Consider the following 16918-nt stretch of genomic DNA (forward strand, 5'->3'; position numbering starts at 1 on the left):
TCACCGAAGCACCTTCTCTCCGTTACTTACCGACATGTCCACCACGGAGGTGGCCGCTGCGCACCGCATCACCTCGGCCGTGCCTCGATCTCGCCGGCGGGCGGATCCGCCGGTTCCAGCTCCGCGATCGGCTCGTCGGACTTGCGCAGCTCGGGCTTGCCGGGCGAGGGGTCCAGCCCGGAGGGGTCCGGATCGGACTTCTTCGTCAGCGCGGGCGAGCCGATCGCCCCGCTGATCCGGATCTTGGTCTGCGGATCGTGCTCGTCGATCGACTTCTTCACCGCGGCGGCGTATTCGCCCTCCCACCACGGCACCGTGCGCACCAGGACGGCCGGCTGACCGGAGGTGAACACGATCGCGCGGCCGCGCGGCAGCGTCGTCAACGCGTTGACGCTGAACGTCTTCGACGACGACAGTGACCGCGAATAGCTCTTGCCGCCCTTGGATTCCGACACCGACTGCGAGATCGAGTCGTACTCGCCGATCGCCTCGGAACGGTCGCGCAGGAAGTTCATGTCGTCGATGCCGCTGCCGATCACCTTGATATTGGCCGCCGACCACAGCGCCGCCATGCCCGCGTCGCCCCAGCAGCGCGCGCCCTGCGCCCAGGACTGCAGCACCGTCATCACCACGATGCCGCGCGAGCCGAAGTGGCTGTACTGCTTGGGCAGGTCCTTCCAGCGGACCACGTTGGCCGCCTCGTCGAGCACCGCGAGCAGCGGGATCGGCAGTCGTCCACCGCGCGAGCGCGCCGCCTTGTACATGGCGACGTCGACCACGGCCTCGGTCAGCGCGCTCACCAGCGGCGCGGCCGAACCGCGTCCCTCCAGCGAGAGCGAGTAGAGGGTGCCGTTCTTGTCGATGAAGGTGGATTCGTCGAACTGCATGCGCGGCTTGCTGGTCTCCGGGTCGGAGCCGGGCAGGATCCAGTCGTGGATGTTGGACAGCTGCAGCGAGCGCACCATCTTCTTGGCGGTGCCGAAGATGCCGCTGCGGGTCCGCGGGTCGGCGTTGTACTGCATCGCCAGACCCGAGGCCATCGCCTGATGAGGCGAGTTGCGCAGCAATTCGATCGGCTCGGTGTCCTGGGAGTTGGTCACCCATTCCCACACCTGCACGATCGGGTAGTCGCCGACCGCCGCCGCCAGGAACAGCGCCGCCAGCAGGTCTTCGGCCTCCGGGTCGAAGAAGTCGTCCTTCTTGCCCTCGCCGCCTTCGTCTGCGTCGGCGAAGTGGCCCGCCAGCCGCTGGGCGCGCATCTCCTTGCCCGGCCGGTCGGAGTTGACCCAGGCCAGCGGATTCCAGTACCAGCTCGGGCTCTCGTCGGCGACGCCCTGCGGGTCGAAGACGAAGGTGGGGCTGCCCTTCTGCTCGCGCACGTCGCGGGTCGCGTCCACCACGTCGCGCTTGTTGGAGGTCGCGATCACCGGCCCGATGGCAGCCAGGATCGCCGGGATGACCCGCGAGGTCGACTTGCCCTGCCGGGGACCCCAGATGTCGAGATGCAGATCCTCGTAGGAGCCGTAGAGCATCACGCCGTCGGCCACGCTCATGCCGATCGGCACGCCGGGCGCGTCGTGATAGCCCAGCTCGATGCCGAGCTGGGCGGCCTTCTCCCTCACCCCGGCCTCGGTGAGCGCGTAGACCGCGCCACCGCTACCCATGTACTGCGCCTTCGCGTCCACCGGCAGCACGCCGACCGACGCCCGCTTGGCCCGCTGCTTGCGTATCCACAGGAACGCGATCGCGGCCGCGATCACCAGCAGCACGATCATCGTCGAGGCGAACGGCCAGGTGTACTTGCCGCGTGCCATGCCCGCGGTGACCTCGATCGGGTTGATCGGCAACTGCTGCGGCGTACTCGACAGCTGGTTGCCCAGGTGCAATGCCACCATCAGCAACGCGAACACCACGAACCCGGCGTAGACGGCGATCAGGCCCAGATCGGGGCCGGGTATCGCCGGATCCGTCACCTTTTTCGTCTTCGCCATCCCTGCCTCCTCGAATCGCCCTGCGGGGTAATGCCTGTCACGTGCTCAGCCGAACGCATCCAGCCGCCATCCTTCGGCGGTGTCGACCACCGTGGCGATGACGGTCGTCGGCGGCAAGGCCTCGGTACGCCCGTCCGGATACACCACGGTCTGTTCGATTCCGATCTTGAACTGCTGGACCGCGCCGCTGTTCTCACCGGGCGGCCGTTCGCCCGAGGCGAAGGTGAACGCCTCGACCCGCGCGCCCGCCTGCGCCCATTCCGCCCAGCGCAGCGACGGATTCGGCGTCTCGCCCGGGGAGCTGTCGAGCATGCGGGTCAGGCTCGGCCCGAGCCACTTCCGCGCGCGGCGCAATGCCTCGCCGTGCGCTTCCTCCGCGGGCTGCCAGGTGTAGATCTCGCGCAGCGCCGTCACCGCGACGCCCTCGGGGGTGACGGGGTCGGGGGCCGGCGCCTGCTCCAGCAGCCGGGTCGTGGTCGGAATGGTGCCCGCCGAACCGGATTCGGAGCTCTCGCCGCCCGAACCGCAGGCCGCGGCGAAGACCGCAGTGCTCACCACGAGCATCACCACCAGTGTCGCGCGGGATCTTCCGTGCTTCCAGGCTAACCGCCGAACCGGCTCCGGCAGCCGCCTCAGCGCCGCCTTTCCGCTGCCGTGTCGGCCACCGCCGGCCGCTCGCGGGCTCACAGGACCCTCCGCATCCGCGCGTCTCCCGGGACGGCGACCTCACTCACGCCACCCGCGCCGGTGTAGCGACCGGCGGGCGCGGACTGGATCATCCGCCCGTCGCCCGCGTAGATACCCACCTGCGCGGGCCCGCGCGGGCCGAAGGAACTGAACACCAGATCGCCCGGTTGAGCCTTGCTCATGGAGACCTCCTGGCCGTACTCCCACTGTTGTTCGGCCGTGCGCGGCATGATGATCTCGCCCGCCGAAGCCGCGAAGACCGCCGCGGCCACCAGGCCCGGCCCGTCCATACCGCCGTTGCTCGGCCCCTCCGGCCCGCCACCGCCCCACACGTACGGGGTGCCCAGCCAGTCGTGGGCCGCCTCCAGGATCTGTGCGGAGCCACCGCCCTCCTCCGGGCTGAACCGCCCGAGCGAGCCCGGCGCGCGATACTCCGGTTCCATGGCGAGGATGTTGGCGACATAGGGCCGGGTCTCGAAGTAGTGCGCCGCGTACTGATTCGGCATACCGCCGCTGGCCAGCACCGCGCCCTCACCGGCGTTGTAGGCGGCCAGGGTCAGCGCGGAGATGTCACCCTGCACCCGGCCTTCGCGCTGCCACTGGGTGATCTTGTTCGCGATGGCGCACATGTAGCGGCCCTGGCCGATGATGGCGTCGCCGTCGTCCCACACGCTGGCCACGCCGTTGCCGTCGGCGTCGATGACGTAGGGACGCCCGTCGTCGGGGTTGATCGACGAGGCCGTGCCCGGCAGGAATTGCGCCAGGCCCTGCGCGCCCGCGGGCGAGGTCAGGCCGCGCCGGAATCCGGACTCCTGCCTGCCCTGCGCGGCCAGCAGCGAGGACGTGATCTGCGGGCACAGCGAACCGGCCCGGCGGTACCAGACCTCCAGGTCGGCGGGCACCTTACCCGGCGCGAGCGCACCGCCGGGGCTGCCGAAGCCGAGGCTGCAGCGCGGATCAGCCGAATACCACTGCGCGCCACCGAGATCCGGAGTCGGCGCGCCGTCGAGCCAGGGCATCGGGTCGATGTGGCGGCCACCGGTGAACCGCCCGCCGGGCACGATCTCGAAATGCAGGTGCGGGCCGGTGGATTCGCCCGCCGAGCCGACCGCGCCGATCTGCTGGCCCGCGCGGACGGTGTCGCCGACGCGCACCAGCACCCCGTGGTCCCACATGTGCCCGTACACGGCCGAGAACGACCGGCCGTTGACATCGACCGAATCGACCACGATCCAGTTGCCGAAACCCGAGGCCGGCCCGGCCGCGACCACCCGGCCGTCGGAGACCGAGAAGATCGGCGTGCCGTCGGCGCCCGCCATGTCGATGCCACGGTGGCCGCCGTTCCGGGAGCCGAAGACATCGGAGATGGTGAAGGTGCCGATCGCCATGGGCAGTGTGCGCCTGATGGTTCCGCCGCTCGCCGCCAGTGTGGCCGTGGCGGTCGCCGCCGGACCGGTCGGCTCGCCCTCGGCGTTCGCGGCGGGCGCCACGCTCGGGTCACCCGGCGGCACCATGGCGGTACGGCCGGCACCGAGCAGGGTGGTGTCGGCGCACGGGTCCTCGATCGAGGGCAGCACCACGACCACCACGAGCGCCATCAGCGCCACGATCATGCCGAGGACACCCCACAGCACGCCTTTGACACTCATCGCGACCACCCCCGCCGGTCCGGGCCGGCGCCGCGGTCGCTCGTCGACTCGCGGAGAGCGGTCACGGGCGTCGTCGGGCTTCGTCGAGGGTCCGCGCCAGGGTCCGGTTCATCTCGGCGGCGGCGGCCAATTGCTGTTGCAGCAGCGCCACTCGGCGCCGCAGCGCGATCACATCCATGCGCTCCACACTCGGGCCCTGTGCGGCGCGCACCCAGTTGCGCACCGAATTCGGGTGCACGCCGATCTGTTCGGCGACCGCGCGGCAGGCCTCGGTCTCGCTGCGCAGCGTGCCGGTCAACGCGACGACCTGTTCGACCGCCGCTTTGCGCACCTCCGGTGACACCTTGCGATACGAACGATGCGGCATCAACGCGCTCTCCCCCTCATGCCACGCTGCCGCTCGACGGCCGCCTGCGCGTGGCGGATTCGGTGAACTCGCTGAAGCGCTGGTTGGTGTCGTGGATACCGCTGGCCCGCTCGGACTCGGTGAACTCCATCTGGAACGGGATGCCGGGGCGGCGATCCTCACCGATCTTGAGCAGGAATTTGCCGGTGCCCGGCGGCATCGGCCGCACCTGCCCCGGTCGCAGCGCCTCACCGGTCAGCGCTTGCGGAGCCGACCAGCCGGTCACCATGTCGGCCTCGGTGGCGGTGAACGGCACGGTGCTGTCGAGCCGTTTGACCTCTTCGGCGGGGAGCGCGCCGAAGATCTTGGCGCGCGCACGCTCCAGGAAGCCGAGCGCCTTGGCGATCGCGGCCTCGGTGCCCAGCGACTGCAGATCCTTGATGGTGTGGCTGATCATGATCAGCGCGGTCGCGATGCTGCGTTGCAGACGGGTCAGCTCGTCGACGCGGTCGACCATGAAGTCGCCCAGGCCGAGCACCTGCCACAGCTCGTCCATCACCACCTGGAAGTAGCGCTGCGGGCCGAGCCCGGCGTCGGCGAGTACGTGCGCGGCCTCCACCGAGGCGAACCCGTCGGCCCAGCAGGCCAGCATGACCGCGGCCTTGAGCTTCTTGTCGCCGGTGGGGATGTGCGAGACGTCGATGCAGACCGCGACCGAGCCGGTGTCGATCGGCACCGTGGTCTGACCGTTGAAGATCGCGCCGAAGGGGCCCTGGGTGAGCGCACGCAGCGATCGGCGCAAACCCTTGATGGCGACCTGGTATTCGGCCGGATCGTCGGCGCCCGCGTCGAGCATGAGTTCCTCGCCGCCCGCCACGATCACCTCCAGCAGGTTCTCCATGATGGGCGGCTTGTCCGGGGCGTAGCCGCTGCCCGGCTGGTAGAGGATGCGCAGCGCGGTGGAGATCAGCGTCTCCTCGTAGTCGCGCACCCGCGCACCGCGTACCAGCTCGACCAGGCCGGCGATCAGCGTGACCTGCCTGGCCCGGATGTCCTGGAGCACCTGCAATTGCAGCGCCGGGAATTCGTCGAGGCGGGGCACCACCGCGCCGAGTACGCCCGCGGCCAGCGGGTTGAGCTTGCCGTGGCCGTAACCGAGGTCGATGACCTGGCCGCCGACCAGCTCCACCATCTTGCGGTAGTCGGGTTTGACGTCGGCCAGGATCAGCGGCGTGATGCCCTGGGCGATGCCGCCGAGCACGATGCGGCGCACCAGCGAGGATTTGCCGAAACCGTTGAGGCCGAGCACGAAAAGGCTGGGTGCGGTGATGAAGCTGCCGCGCATGAACCAGTTCATCGGGTCGAAGCAGACCGGCGCGCCGGTGTGCAGGTGCGAGCCGAGCGGAGTGCCGATCAGCGGCGCACCGGCGCCGACGGACCAGGGCCACAGACCCGCGACCTGAGCGGTGGTGGCGCGATACTCGACCGGCCTGCCGACCACGTTCGCGCGGCCGCCGCCGGGCCCGGCGTAGCCACGGTCGGTGAGCGGCGCGGTGGCGCGGTCGAATCCGTCCTCGATGGTCTGTTCGGCGCGCGCCGCGTAGTTGCGGCGGCGGATGTCGTCGGTGTGGACGCGGAAAGTCGCCCAGGCCGCGCGCAGGCCGGATCCTTCGCGGCTGACTTCTTCCAGCCGGGCCCTGGTGGCCGCGTCGAGCAGCGGCGGGCCGGACTGTTTGCGCTTGTCGGCCTTCTGCTTCGCCCGGCGCGCGGCCTTGTCGGTCGGCGCGCCCATCGCGCGATCGGCGGTGCGATCCAGGCGGTCACGGTCGCGACCACGGCTGCGATCGCGATCGCGTACCGGACGCGGCTGCTGCCCGTTCCCGTTGCGGGGCACCCGGTCGGGGCGCGGGGTCCGCTCCCGGTCGGGCCGGGTCGGGCGCGCGTCAACGCCCCGGCCGCGCTGACCGTCCTGCCTGCGCTCGGCCGGGATCCGGTCGTCGCGATCGGCGGCCGGACGCGGGCGGCGCACCGGGCTCCCTGCCGCGGTCCTGGCCGGCACCTCGGCTCGGGTTCGGCGCGGGCCGCCGCGGACGCGCGCCCTCGTCCCTGCGGCGTGGACCGAGGTCCTCGTCGTCGTACGGCCGCGCCCACTGCCCGCGCTCGTCCGGATCCGGGCGCCGCTCGCGATACCCGGTCGTCGCGCGCTCCCTCACGGGTGGCTCGTGTTCGCGTGCCATGGTCAGCTCACCCCGCCAATGCCTTCGGAATGGTCGCGTGCTCCGGCAGGATCACACCGCACCCGAGCGAGGCCGCGAAAGCCGCACCCTGGTAGCGATAGCACCGCCGGATCTTCAGCCGCGCCTGCGTGGACAGGTCACGGGTGATGGCTTCGATGCGCGGCAGATCCCCGCGCAGCGGTTCGGTGATGGTCACCAGCGCGCCGAAGCGGGTCACGCCGTGGCCCCTGGCCTGCTCCTCGCGCGCCTGCTGGGTGGCGCCCACCCGCAGCGTCGCGGCGGCCGAGACCACGCCGCGTTCGCTCTGCTGGGCGACCAGTGCGTTCTTGAAGTCGTCGTCGACGATCTCGGCGGCGTCGGCGGCCGAGTGCGGGCGGTAGACGATGGCGATGCGCTTGCGCGGGACCTCCGGGTTCGGCGCGAGCAGACGCTGCAGCACCCGCTCGTCCACCGCGCCCTCGGGGGCGGCGTCCATCTCCCAGGTGACCGAGCGGCCGCCGTCGTGGATGAAGTGGTCCCACTTCTCGTCGTGCGAGACCGGGCCGGCGTCGGCCCAATCCAGGCCGTGCCCTTCGGGTTCGGAGGCCGCGACCTCGAGGTCGGCTTGCGAGGCGGGGTCGTAGCTGCGGCGGATGAACGCGATCACCTCGTCGGCGGACATCGGCTGGGCGCGCACGCCCGCCTCGGCCAGCGCCGCGCAGATGCCGGGCAACCGCCTGCCGATCTCGACGGCTTCCTCGGCGGGGTTCTTCCGGCGCTCGGCGGTGGTGGCCTTGAAGGTGATCGCCACGCGCGGCAGCAATTGCACACGCTCCTGCGGTAATTCGGTGGCCAGTTCGTACATCACCTGCTGGGCCAGCTCGGGCGCCTCCGGCTTGGTGATCGTGGAGACCTCGGTGAGCAGGCGGTTACCGGTTTCGGGCACGGTGTCGATCACCGGCACCACGGCCACGATGTCGCTGGTCTGACCCACGGAGGCGAGGAAGGTGCCCCAGGCGGAGACCCAGCGGTCGATCACCGGCTGGTCGACGGCCTCGTGGCCCTGCGGCCAGGCGCGCAGCACCACGGTGTACTGAGCGAACTGCGGCAGATGGATCATGCCGAAGCTGTAGCCGCCCGCGTCGATGCCCTCGTAGAGCTTCGACGGCGCGAGCAGACCGGGCAGCCGGGTGACGCCGCCGGGGATGCGGGAGAAACGTCCGCCCCGGTACACGTGTTCGCCGCGACTGCGCGAGCGCATCCAGTTGAACATCATCAATCCCGTCTCGTAGCCGGAGCGGCCCCCCGTCCGCCACACCAGTGGAACCATCACCGCCACACCGATACCGCCGACGATCAGGCCCAGTGTGAATCCACCGACCATGGCACAGATCAGCGCGGTGATCACGACGACGAAGCCGATCACCGTCTCTTCCCAGCGCAGGCCGAACAGGCCCGCGCTGCGCGGCTTCTGCCACAGCCCGTAGGAGCGGCGCTCGTAGGTGTCGCTGATCGTCATCGCGGAATGGTGCTCCTCCCGAGGTCGGGCGAACGGTTCGCCCAACGATCCCCTGCCACATCACCCATCGAATCATCGGCCCGGCGCATGCCGCTCGTCGCGGCTCTGGCCGCGCCGACTCGGCCGGCGGCGGTGGCGGCTCCGGACGGTACTCCCCGCGAGCCCTGCGCGCCCGAGGCGCGCGGACCGCCGCCGCCCTGCGGATTGTTCGGACCCGGCCTGCCACCGGGACCCGCGGGTCCGCCCGGACGCGGGCCGGAGCCGCTGCCGCTGACGTAACCGGCCGAACCCGGTGCGGCAGCGGCCTTCACGCCGACCGCCTTGGTGCCCATCGCGCCGAGCGCCGCGGCCGCGACGAGGGTGCCGCCCGCGGCGGTCAGACCCGAGCCGCCGGAGCCGACGATGGCGACCGCCGGGGTCACCAGGCGCATCAGCGCGGGCAGTACGAAGGCGACCGAGCACAGCAGCACGATGGCGACCAACATGCGCTGAGCCTGTTCACCATCGGGCATCGTCGACGTCGACAGCCCGTCCACATGTCCGGCGGTGGTGAAGGCGATCATGTAGACGATCGCGGCCACCGGCTTCCAGAGCATGAAGGCGATGATCCAGCCGACCAGCTTCTGGTACGACTGCTTGCCGACATTCATGCCGGACGCGGCGGCCGCCATCGGCAGCACGCCCGCGGCGATGATGAGCAGACCCTGCCGCACGATCGCCAGCACGATCTGGGCCAGCGCGCCGAGCAGGCCGACGATCGCGATGATCAGCACCAGGCCGGGTGAGAACGCCTGCAGCGCACTGGTCTTCACCATCAGCTCGGCCATGTCCTTGGCATTGCCGTTGGTCGAGTCCTCGATGATCCACTCCGCGAAGCGATCCGAGGCCTGGGTGCCCGCCACGATCACCGCGCCCAGCATCCAGGAGCTGAACACCACCCGGGCGAACATCCGGAACGACTCGGCCGCTTCGCTCACCGCCGCACCGCGCCTGGCCTCGGCCAGCCGGGCGCCGGTCAGGATGATCGAGGCGATCAGCAGCAATATCTGTATCTGATAGGTGTAGTCGTTGATCTTGGTGAACAGCGATCCGCCGTCACTGGCCGCCTCGTTGGGGACCTTCATCCAGAACGTCAGTGCCAGGATGATCGCCTCGCCCAGACCACTCATCAGCGAGTCGACCACGCTGCCGAAGGTGGAGTCCCACGCCTTGTCCTTGACCGCGGAGGCGGCGTCACCGGGATGGGAGGCGGCATTGCCCGCCTTGCACACCGCCGAGGCGGCGTCGCCCAGCGAGATGCCGGGCAGGCCCACGCCGTCGAGGGTGTCGTGGATCTCGTTGCAGGTCTCGTCGAAACCGTAGGTCTGGCCGTAGGCCACCGTGGGCGTCGCCACCATGACGGTGAAGATCACCGCCAGGATGGTCAACAGTTTGCGCACCATCGTGTTCGCTCCTCGGGGCTCGGCTGTTCCCGGACCTGGCTCGGCCTTCTCCGCGCGTGGCGCTGTTTTTTCTATGGTCACCATGTCGTCCACCCCGCAAGCGATTCGATGTATTCGGTCCGGCTGCCCTCGGCGGTGGCGGGTTTGAGCCGCCAGTCACCCGCCTCCCACACCATCACCAGGCGCAGGGCGACCCACAACTGTCTGTCGTCGACGACCTGTCCGCGCGAGGCGAACCGGACGACGGCCAGATCGTCGGCGTAGCTCTCGACCTGGAAGGCGTCGGGAGCGACGAAATAGCGGGTGATCCGCTCGGGCTGCTGCTCGGGCAGCCGGTTCTGGTCCATGGCCCGGTCGTACTCGGCGAGTTGCTGCGCCGAGGCGCGCACCTGGCGCACGTACAGCTCGCGATCGGCCGGCCGCGCGTTGAGCCGGTAGGTGATCTGCGCGGCCGCGAGCACCGCGCCCTGCGGAGTGTGCGCGTACCCGACCGCCTGCCCTTCCTCCAGCCGGGCGGGCCCGTCGGAGGTGGAGAACGGCACCGAGGCGCCGTAGACCCGCTGCCAGCCGCGCGGCTGGTCCAGGCCCGCCGGGCGGGCGGTCAGCCAGTCCAGATCGGACGGCTTGCGCTGCGCCGAGGGATCCTGCGGAAGAGGTTGTCCCGCAGGATTGTTCGGGACATCCACGCGACGACCGAACAGGTCGACCTCCGGGCTCGCGAAGCCCTCGCCGACAATCGCGGCGAGCTCGGCCTGCCCGCCGCCTGCGGCGTCCTCGTCGCGGGAGATGTAGACGACCACGCCCACGATCACGATCAAGGCCAGCAGCGCGGCGGACGCGACGGCGCCGAAGGAGACACGCTCGCGCGTGTACGGCTCCTTCTGACTCACTTCGGTGCCTCCAATATCACGATATCGCCGGGTAGTGCGTCGACCGCCGCGATCGGCCGTGCGGTCGAATCCAGGTCGGGCAGCCGTAATCTCCAATCCTGCGTGGACCACTCGACCGCGATGTGGTTCACCGCGAGCGAGCCGTCCGAATACTCGGTACAGACGTCGACCAGCCCGCGCTCACCGGTGTACTCGGTGATCCGGTAGCCGCGTAATCGTGGCGCGTACTCCGGATCGGCCGGGCCGGTGATCGACACCCGCACCCGGTCCACCACCCACGCATCGCGAGCCGGACCGGGCGCCACCTCTTTCGCCACGACCGCGGGCCACTCGCCGTCCGGCGCCACCGAGAGCCGGACCGTGTGGACGATCGCCGCGACCGCGGCGCCGGCCGGGGACTGCTCGAAACCCGTTGCCGCGCCGTCGGAGAGGACCTTCGGCCCCTGCGCGGTATGTGGCAACGCCACACCCTGATACGGCTGCCAGCGCACCTCGGTGGGCGGCGTGGAGAGATCGGGTCCCTCCTGCTCGCCGCCGTCCGCGCAGCCGACCACCGCGGTGAGCGCGACCGCGCCCACCATCACCGCCGTTCCCATGCTCCGCCCCACACTCACGCCGGGAGGAAGGCCAGCGCGATACTGGTGGCCCCGCTCGCGACGATCGCGCCGATGAGACTCATCATCACGCCGTGCGAGGCGTCGTTGGCCGCCAGATCGGTGCGGAAGGCGATCCACAACTTGCCCGCGGACAGGATCATCCAGGCCAGGCACACGATGAGCACGAACCACAGCAACCAGTTCAGCAACTGCATCAGCGGTTCGAGCACCTCCGACGGCATCTGCTTGTAGGCCAGCAGATCCGTCTGCATTAGACGCGTGGTCATTCCCCGACCCTTACCCTTACGTACCGATGACAGCGTTCATGATGGTGCCCGCGCTCGTGGCGACCACGCCGCCGATCATCGCGCCCGCCACCATCTTCGGCGACTCGAGGCCACCGCCGGACCAGCGCTCCCAGGCGAATTTGCCGCCCGCGTAGATGATTCCGCAGATACCCGAGAGCAGGACGAACCAGGTGAGGTACCGAACCAGCTGCAGGATCTTCTCCGATCCGGGGGGCGCCTCCGGGGTCGGGTTGCCGACCTGAGCGAGCACGGCGCCGTAGGTGTCCTGGACAGCCAAGAGGAACATGCTCATCGGGGCCCTTTCTCGAATGGTGGATCGGATACATCGTCGTCGGCGAAATCGGTTCTGCTGTCTAGCTTCTCACGTACCGCGTCGACAATGTCAGCCCCCAGCTCACGAACCTCCACCGGCACCTCGTCCAGCGGGTCGATCTTGCGTTTGCGTTCCGGCATCGGATCGCCCGGCGTCCAGATCGGCAGTTGCTCGGGCTCGACCAGAGTCCATTCCTCGTACCAGGGCACCTGCCAGACCGGCCCGGCCAGCGAGCCGACCAGCTCCCGGTAGCGGCGGATCTCGGCGGGCATCCGGCCCGGCCGCGCGGCGACCGTGACCAACCCGATCACCTCGGAGGGGCCGCCGAAGCCGAAGTGGTGCTGGCGCAGCAGATCGTGCGCGCGGGTCAGCCCGGAGATGGTCTCGCGCGCGACGAGCACCACGAACGGCGATTCCCGGTCGAAGCCGCCCGGCCAGCGGCGGCTCGCGTCCGCGGTCGGCGCCAGCACATGCGCCAGCGTCGTCGCGCCCGCGCCACCGTGAACGCCCAGCAACCACACCAACGGCGCTCGGCCGACACCGGGCACCGGCCGGTCCCACACCGGGGCGCGGCGGGATTCGGGCGGTGCGACCACACCGGCCGGCCGCGGGTCGAGTTTGCGGCGCAGCCGCATGGCGGCGGTCACGAGGCCACCCCCGCCACCAGCCGGGCGTACGCGCGGCGCGTCTGTTCGGCGAGTTCCGCGTGGCACACCAGCTCTCCGCGCGCGAGATGCGGATCGTAGGGGATCTCCCTGATGTCGCGCACCCACCCGGACAAGTGCTCACGCAGATGGTCCGCCACCCGGGAATCGTCGCCGGGCGCCTGATGTGAGATGACCAGTGTGGTGTCGCCGACTATGCCGTTGCCCTGTCCCTCGGCGGCCTCGCCGAACTCGTCGTCGAGCCACTCCAGGGTGACCCGCAGCCGGTTGGCCGCGTCCGGGCGCGCCGGAATGGTGAGCACCAGAGCGATGTCTCCGTCGTCGAGCAACGGACGCAACTGCCTGCCCGCGATCGGATGGCCGCCGTCGTAGACGGCCGTGTACCCGGCGTCGGCGACCGCCCGCGCCACCGTCAGGTAGCTGGCCCGGCGGCGCAGCGGCGCGGCGTCGCGCCACAGCAGGCCGATGCCGGAGGTCGCGCGCGACAGGCACTCCTTCAACGGGGCGGGCTCGTCGTCGCCGCGGCCGTACAGCCAGGACTGCAGGCTGATCGGATGCAGATGCTCGTCGGCGCCGCGCAGCGCGATGTCACCACCCGCGGCGGTGGCGTCCACCGCGACCGTCGGGGTCCCCGCGACGCCCAACTCCCCCGCGATACCCAGTGCCGTCGTCGTCGTGCCCGCGCCACCGCAGCCGCCGACCACCAGAATCGGCCGCTGCCCCAATGTCTCGGCCCCGTCACCGTCCCCACCGGCCCGACGCCGGAACCGCACCACCGGAGCCTTGGTACGCGCATCGCGGCTCGGCGATTCGCCCCGGTCGGGCGCCTCGTCGAGCCAGCGGCTCCAGTCCTCTCCCATCGTTCTCAGCTCTCCTTCACCCGGCCGCGATGCCCGAGATGAGCACGCGGCCGCCGACCACCTCGGTGGTGACCGTCTGCTTGTTGTACGTGGCGGGCGCCCCACCGGGTCGATACTCGGTGACCTCCACCGCGTACATGTTCTCGCCGATGGTCGTCACCCGCACGCAATGCGTGGTGCCGACCGGGACCGTGCCGATGCCGCGCTGGATGATCTCCGCACTCGGCACCGCGGCGTCCGGCGCGACGAACTGCCGGGCGCGCTCGCCGGAACGCTCGACGTAGTAGGCGTACTGGAAGCCGAGCACGGCATCGGGCCCGGAGGTGTCCCCGCCCGCCGCCGCGCTGCGCAGGACCCGGTCGAAATGTTCGGTGGGACAGCCGGTGGTGATACCCGCCTGGGCACTGCCCGCGGTGAAGCGCATCGGCGTGGAAGCGGGTGCGGCCCCCGGCCGGTCACCGGAGAGCCGGACGAGCACGAGCGCGCCGATCACCGAGGCGATCAGTACCAGGATCGCGATCACCAGGACGATCACGGTCCTGGCGCGTCGAGTCGCCGGATGCTCGCGCAACGAACGGGTCGGCGGCGGCGTGGGCGCCGGGTCTTCGTCGTAGTCGTCGTCCGGCCACGGGAAGCGGACCAGATCCGCCTCGCGCTCGGGGAAATCGTCGTCGGGACCGGGCGCGCGCACCGGGACGGGCGCGTCCTCGGCCACCCAATCCGACCAGCCGCCGGTGAATTCGCTGCGGCGGGTGGGCAGGTCGGCAGGCACCTCGGCGACCGCGCGGGCGTCGGCGGGATCGGCGTCGGATTCCTCGTCGCGACGGCGACTCTCGTCACCGGCCCGGCTGCTCTCGTCACGCAGGCGGTTCGGGGATCGGAACGGGCCTTCCGGGTCGGCCGCGACGAGACGATCGCGGTCGGCCTCTGCCACGGGCTCCGCGTCGGCGGGCCCGGGAGTGCCGTCCGGCTCGATCGGACCGTACCAGCGGGACAGATCTTTGTACGACTTCAACATTCCCCCATTCCCACGGGGCCGGGCGCGTGATATCGCATCGTCGGACCTCTCGGCGATCAGTTCGTGGAGAACGGGTAGTGGCGATCGGCTTCGCCGGGTCGCACGGTGGGCGGAATCGAGGTCACGCCCCCGGATGAGGCGCCATCGGCTCCTGTCCCGAACGGAAATTGTCCCGCACCTCCGGGGTTCGGAGTAGCCGACGCGCCGGGGGCGGCCGCAGTTGATCCACCGTCCACATGGACGCGCCCGAGCGCGGGAGCGCCCGCCGCTCCGGTGTGTTCGGCCAGATCACGGGCGGTCGCCGCGAACCACTCGGCGACGAACCGGGTGGGCGTCGCACCCCCGGCGCCCACCGCCACACTGTGATAAGCGCCATGCCGGCGGGCGGTGTCCCAATACCGCACCCAGGTCGTCAGATCCAGCAGTTCGCGGTTGTCGGTGACGGTGCCGACGACCGCGTCGTAAGCCTGGGTGACCAGCCGAGAGATGGTCGTCGGTGGCACCAGCTCCGGGACCGCGTCGGCGAGTTTCCCGCCGAGCGACGCGAGTCCGGCGGCGGGATCGCTCAAACCGGCGGTGGCGAGTTCGGACAGCACCGCCGGGCTCAGCACCTGCCTGATGACCGCCACCACGGCGTTGAATCCGATCAGCCCCGCCCGCAGCAGCCCGCTCAGCGCAGCACCGGCTTCGAGTGGGGTACGCGGGTCGGAGGCGTCGGCGAGGCGCTCGGAGATCGACTTGCGCGGGGAGAGCGAGATATCAGCGGGCGTGGCGCCGGTGAGGTCTTCGGCGACCACCGCCGTGGCCGTTTTGATCGAGGTGTAGGCGAGCGCCTGCCCGACCGAGAGCAGCGCGGCGACCGGATCGCCGCCACTGACCTGCGCCTGCCCGGCGATGTTCGTGACGACCCGCAGGATCGGCGCGCCTTCCGGCGCGTCGCACGCGAGATCGCCTGCGGCACAGAAGCTTGCCACCCGGCCGGTGAGCGCGGCGAAGTTCGCTGCCCGGTCGCGCTCGGGGCCGATGCCGCCGCCGCTCGCGGGCGTCTGCGGCAGCGCCGCGATCGCGGCCAGGTGTCCACCGCCGACGCCGGGTGCGGGATCGGGCGTGAGCTTGCCCGGGGACCCGGGGAACAGCGGTGCACCGGGATTGCGGGTGGGGTCGGCGAAGAGCGCGACCGCGGCGACCTTCTCGGCTGGGACCACGCCCGCGCCCTGCCCCACCTCCTGGGCGAACATCGAGACCACGTGCGCGCCCTGGGAGTACCCCGCCAGCCCGAGCCGGGTGTCCGGGCAGCGGTCGGCGACCTGGCGCGCCATCGACCGCAGCCGTTCCAGGCCGCCGAGCACCGAATCCGCGTAGGAGGCGGGAGCGCCACCGGTGAAGCCACCGAATCCGGCCTCGTAGGGCACATAGGCACGTTCGACCAGTCCGGGTTCGGCGGCCCGCGCCAGCATCGGCATGAACACCATCGACAGCATGCCGGTGTCGGTGGTCGGCGCGGCGTCGGGCGAGGACTCGCCGGTGCCCTGCACACCCAGCGCGTACAGCGCCGGGCAGTTCTCGATCGACAACTCCGCCGCAGGCGAATTCGATTCGGGCACAGCGGGATTCGAGGGTGTGGCAGAGGCCGGGGCCGGAGCCGAGTACGCGGCAACCACGGTGACGGTGGTTGCGACCACCAGTCCCGTGAGACCAGCCAGGTACCCAGTCATAGCGCTTCGCAATCAGTCTCGTTGCCGCAACAACTCTCAACCCTGAAACGCAATAGACCGTAACAGATTCCGGCTATGACTCGCCCAACAGCGAAAACTTTACGCAAAACCGCAAACACTACCCCACACTGCTCGGCGCGTCCCGGTGCCACGCCCGGCAAGTTTCCGAACACATGCACGAGAACGCAATCGAGCCTTCGCGTTGCGGCTCCGGTCGCGACCCGGCAGCCTCAGCGCGGCGCGTACATGATGACCATCACGCCCACCAGGCAGATCAGCGCCCCGGCCAGATCCCATCGGTCCGGCCGGAATCCGTCGAGCACCATCGCCCAGGCCAGCGACCCGGCCACGAAAACTCCTCCGTAGGCGGCCAGGATGCGACCGAAGTTCGGATCGGGCTGGAAGGTCGCCACGAACCCGTAGGCGCCGAGCGCGATCACCCCCGCCGCGATCCACCACAGCCCGCGCCCCTCCCGGTAGCCCTGCCACACCAGCCAGGCGCCGCCGATCTCGGCGAGCGCCGCCAACCCGAACAACACCAGGGACCGCAGGACCGTCATTCCGCGAAAAATACCGGGGCAGCTCTGCGGCCCGCATCCGCGGTTTGCCGGTCGCTCGCTGCGCCGGGGTCCGGGACGGGCAGGCAGCGACACCGCCGCGGCTGTCACACTCGCAGCGGTCCGCGCGATACAAGGGGCGCCGG

At 70.6% G+C, this 16918-nt stretch carries 16 protein-coding genes; all 16 read right to left on the reverse strand.

Annotated elements, in window-relative coordinates; translation table 11 throughout:
* Positions 1-68: 68 nt before the first annotated feature.
* The 16 genes from ON26_RS16915 to ON26_RS16990 all read right to left on the reverse strand — a co-directional run bounded on the left by ON26_RS16915 (position 69) and on the right by ON26_RS16990 (position 16775).
* A complete protein-coding gene (locus tag ON26_RS16915; protein ID WP_051027166.1) occupies positions 69-1991 on the reverse strand; it encodes a type IV secretory system conjugative DNA transfer family protein in 1923 nt (640 codons plus the stop codon).
* A gap of 45 nt (positions 1992-2036) precedes the next feature.
* Positions 2037-2555 (reverse strand): hypothetical protein, encoded by a 519-nt coding sequence (locus ON26_RS16920; RefSeq protein ID WP_245545884.1) that lies wholly within the window; start codon positions 2553-2555, stop codon positions 2037-2039.
* A 119-nt stretch (positions 2556-2674) separates the two neighbouring features.
* The gene (locus ON26_RS16925; protein WP_040797166.1) at positions 2675-4327 is read right to left on the reverse strand and encodes a peptidoglycan DD-metalloendopeptidase family protein; all 1653 of its coding nucleotides are present in this window, start codon (positions 4325-4327) and stop codon (positions 2675-2677) included.
* 61 nt (positions 4328-4388) lie between these two features.
* Positions 4389-4694: a transposase gene (locus tag ON26_RS16930; protein ID WP_245545885.1), complete on the reverse strand. Its 306-nt coding sequence runs from the start codon at positions 4692-4694 to the stop codon at positions 4389-4391.
* Between the two features lie 16 nt (positions 4695-4710).
* On the reverse strand, positions 4711-6702 hold the full coding sequence (locus tag ON26_RS16935) for a putative type IV secretion/conjugal transfer ATPase (RefSeq protein WP_245545886.1): 1992 nt from the start codon (positions 6700-6702) through the stop codon (positions 4711-4713).
* A 215-nt stretch (positions 6703-6917) separates the two neighbouring features.
* On the reverse strand, positions 6918-8408 hold the full coding sequence (locus ON26_RS16940; RefSeq protein WP_040797168.1) for an SCO6880 family protein: 1491 nt from the start codon (positions 8406-8408) through the stop codon (positions 6918-6920).
* A complete protein-coding gene (locus ON26_RS16945; protein WP_040797135.1) occupies positions 8405-9850 on the reverse strand; it encodes a hypothetical protein in 1446 nt (481 codons plus the stop codon). The genes ON26_RS16940 and ON26_RS16945 overlap by 4 nt, the downstream gene beginning before the upstream one ends.
* A 77-nt stretch (positions 9851-9927) precedes the next feature.
* Positions 9928-10740, reverse strand: a complete 813-nt coding sequence (locus ON26_RS16950) for a DUF8175 domain-containg protein (protein WP_040797136.1) — start codon at positions 10738-10740, stop codon at positions 9928-9930.
* A complete protein-coding gene (locus ON26_RS16955; protein ID WP_040797137.1) occupies positions 10737-11336 on the reverse strand; it encodes a DUF8175 domain-containg protein in 600 nt (199 codons plus the stop codon). The genes ON26_RS16950 and ON26_RS16955 overlap by 4 nt, the downstream gene beginning before the upstream one ends.
* A 14-nt stretch (positions 11337-11350) precedes the next feature.
* Positions 11351-11623: a hypothetical protein gene (locus ON26_RS16960; RefSeq protein WP_040797138.1), complete on the reverse strand. Its 273-nt coding sequence runs from the start codon at positions 11621-11623 to the stop codon at positions 11351-11353.
* A gap of 16 nt (positions 11624-11639) precedes the next feature.
* A complete protein-coding gene (locus ON26_RS16965) occupies positions 11640-11936 on the reverse strand; it encodes a hypothetical protein (RefSeq protein WP_040797139.1) in 297 nt (98 codons plus the stop codon).
* Positions 11933-12604 (reverse strand): hypothetical protein, encoded by a 672-nt coding sequence (locus ON26_RS16970; protein ID WP_040797140.1) that lies wholly within the window; start codon positions 12602-12604, stop codon positions 11933-11935. The genes ON26_RS16965 and ON26_RS16970 overlap by 4 nt, the downstream gene beginning before the upstream one ends.
* On the reverse strand, positions 12601-13482 hold the full coding sequence (locus ON26_RS16975; RefSeq protein ID WP_040797141.1) for a MinD/ParA family ATP-binding protein: 882 nt from the start codon (positions 13480-13482) through the stop codon (positions 12601-12603). Before ON26_RS16975 ends, ON26_RS16970 begins: the two co-directional genes overlap by 4 nt.
* Before the next feature lie 16 nt (positions 13483-13498).
* Positions 13499-14500 (reverse strand): DUF8176 domain-containing protein, encoded by a 1002-nt coding sequence (locus ON26_RS16980; protein ID WP_040797142.1) that lies wholly within the window; start codon positions 14498-14500, stop codon positions 13499-13501.
* A gap of 56 nt (positions 14501-14556) precedes the next feature.
* Complete coding sequence (locus ON26_RS16985; RefSeq protein WP_245545887.1) at positions 14557-16104, reverse strand: cutinase family protein; 1548 nt, start codon at positions 16102-16104, stop codon at positions 14557-14559.
* 341 nt (positions 16105-16445) lie between these two features.
* Positions 16446-16775, reverse strand: a complete 330-nt coding sequence (locus tag ON26_RS16990) for a YnfA family protein (RefSeq protein ID WP_040797144.1) — start codon at positions 16773-16775, stop codon at positions 16446-16448.
* Positions 16776-16918: the final 143 nt, after the last annotated feature.

It is taken from the genome of Nocardia higoensis NBRC 100133 (genome assembly GCF_000308595.1).
GTDB classification, from domain to species: Bacteria; Actinomycetota; Actinomycetes; order Mycobacteriales; family Mycobacteriaceae; genus Nocardia; species Nocardia higoensis.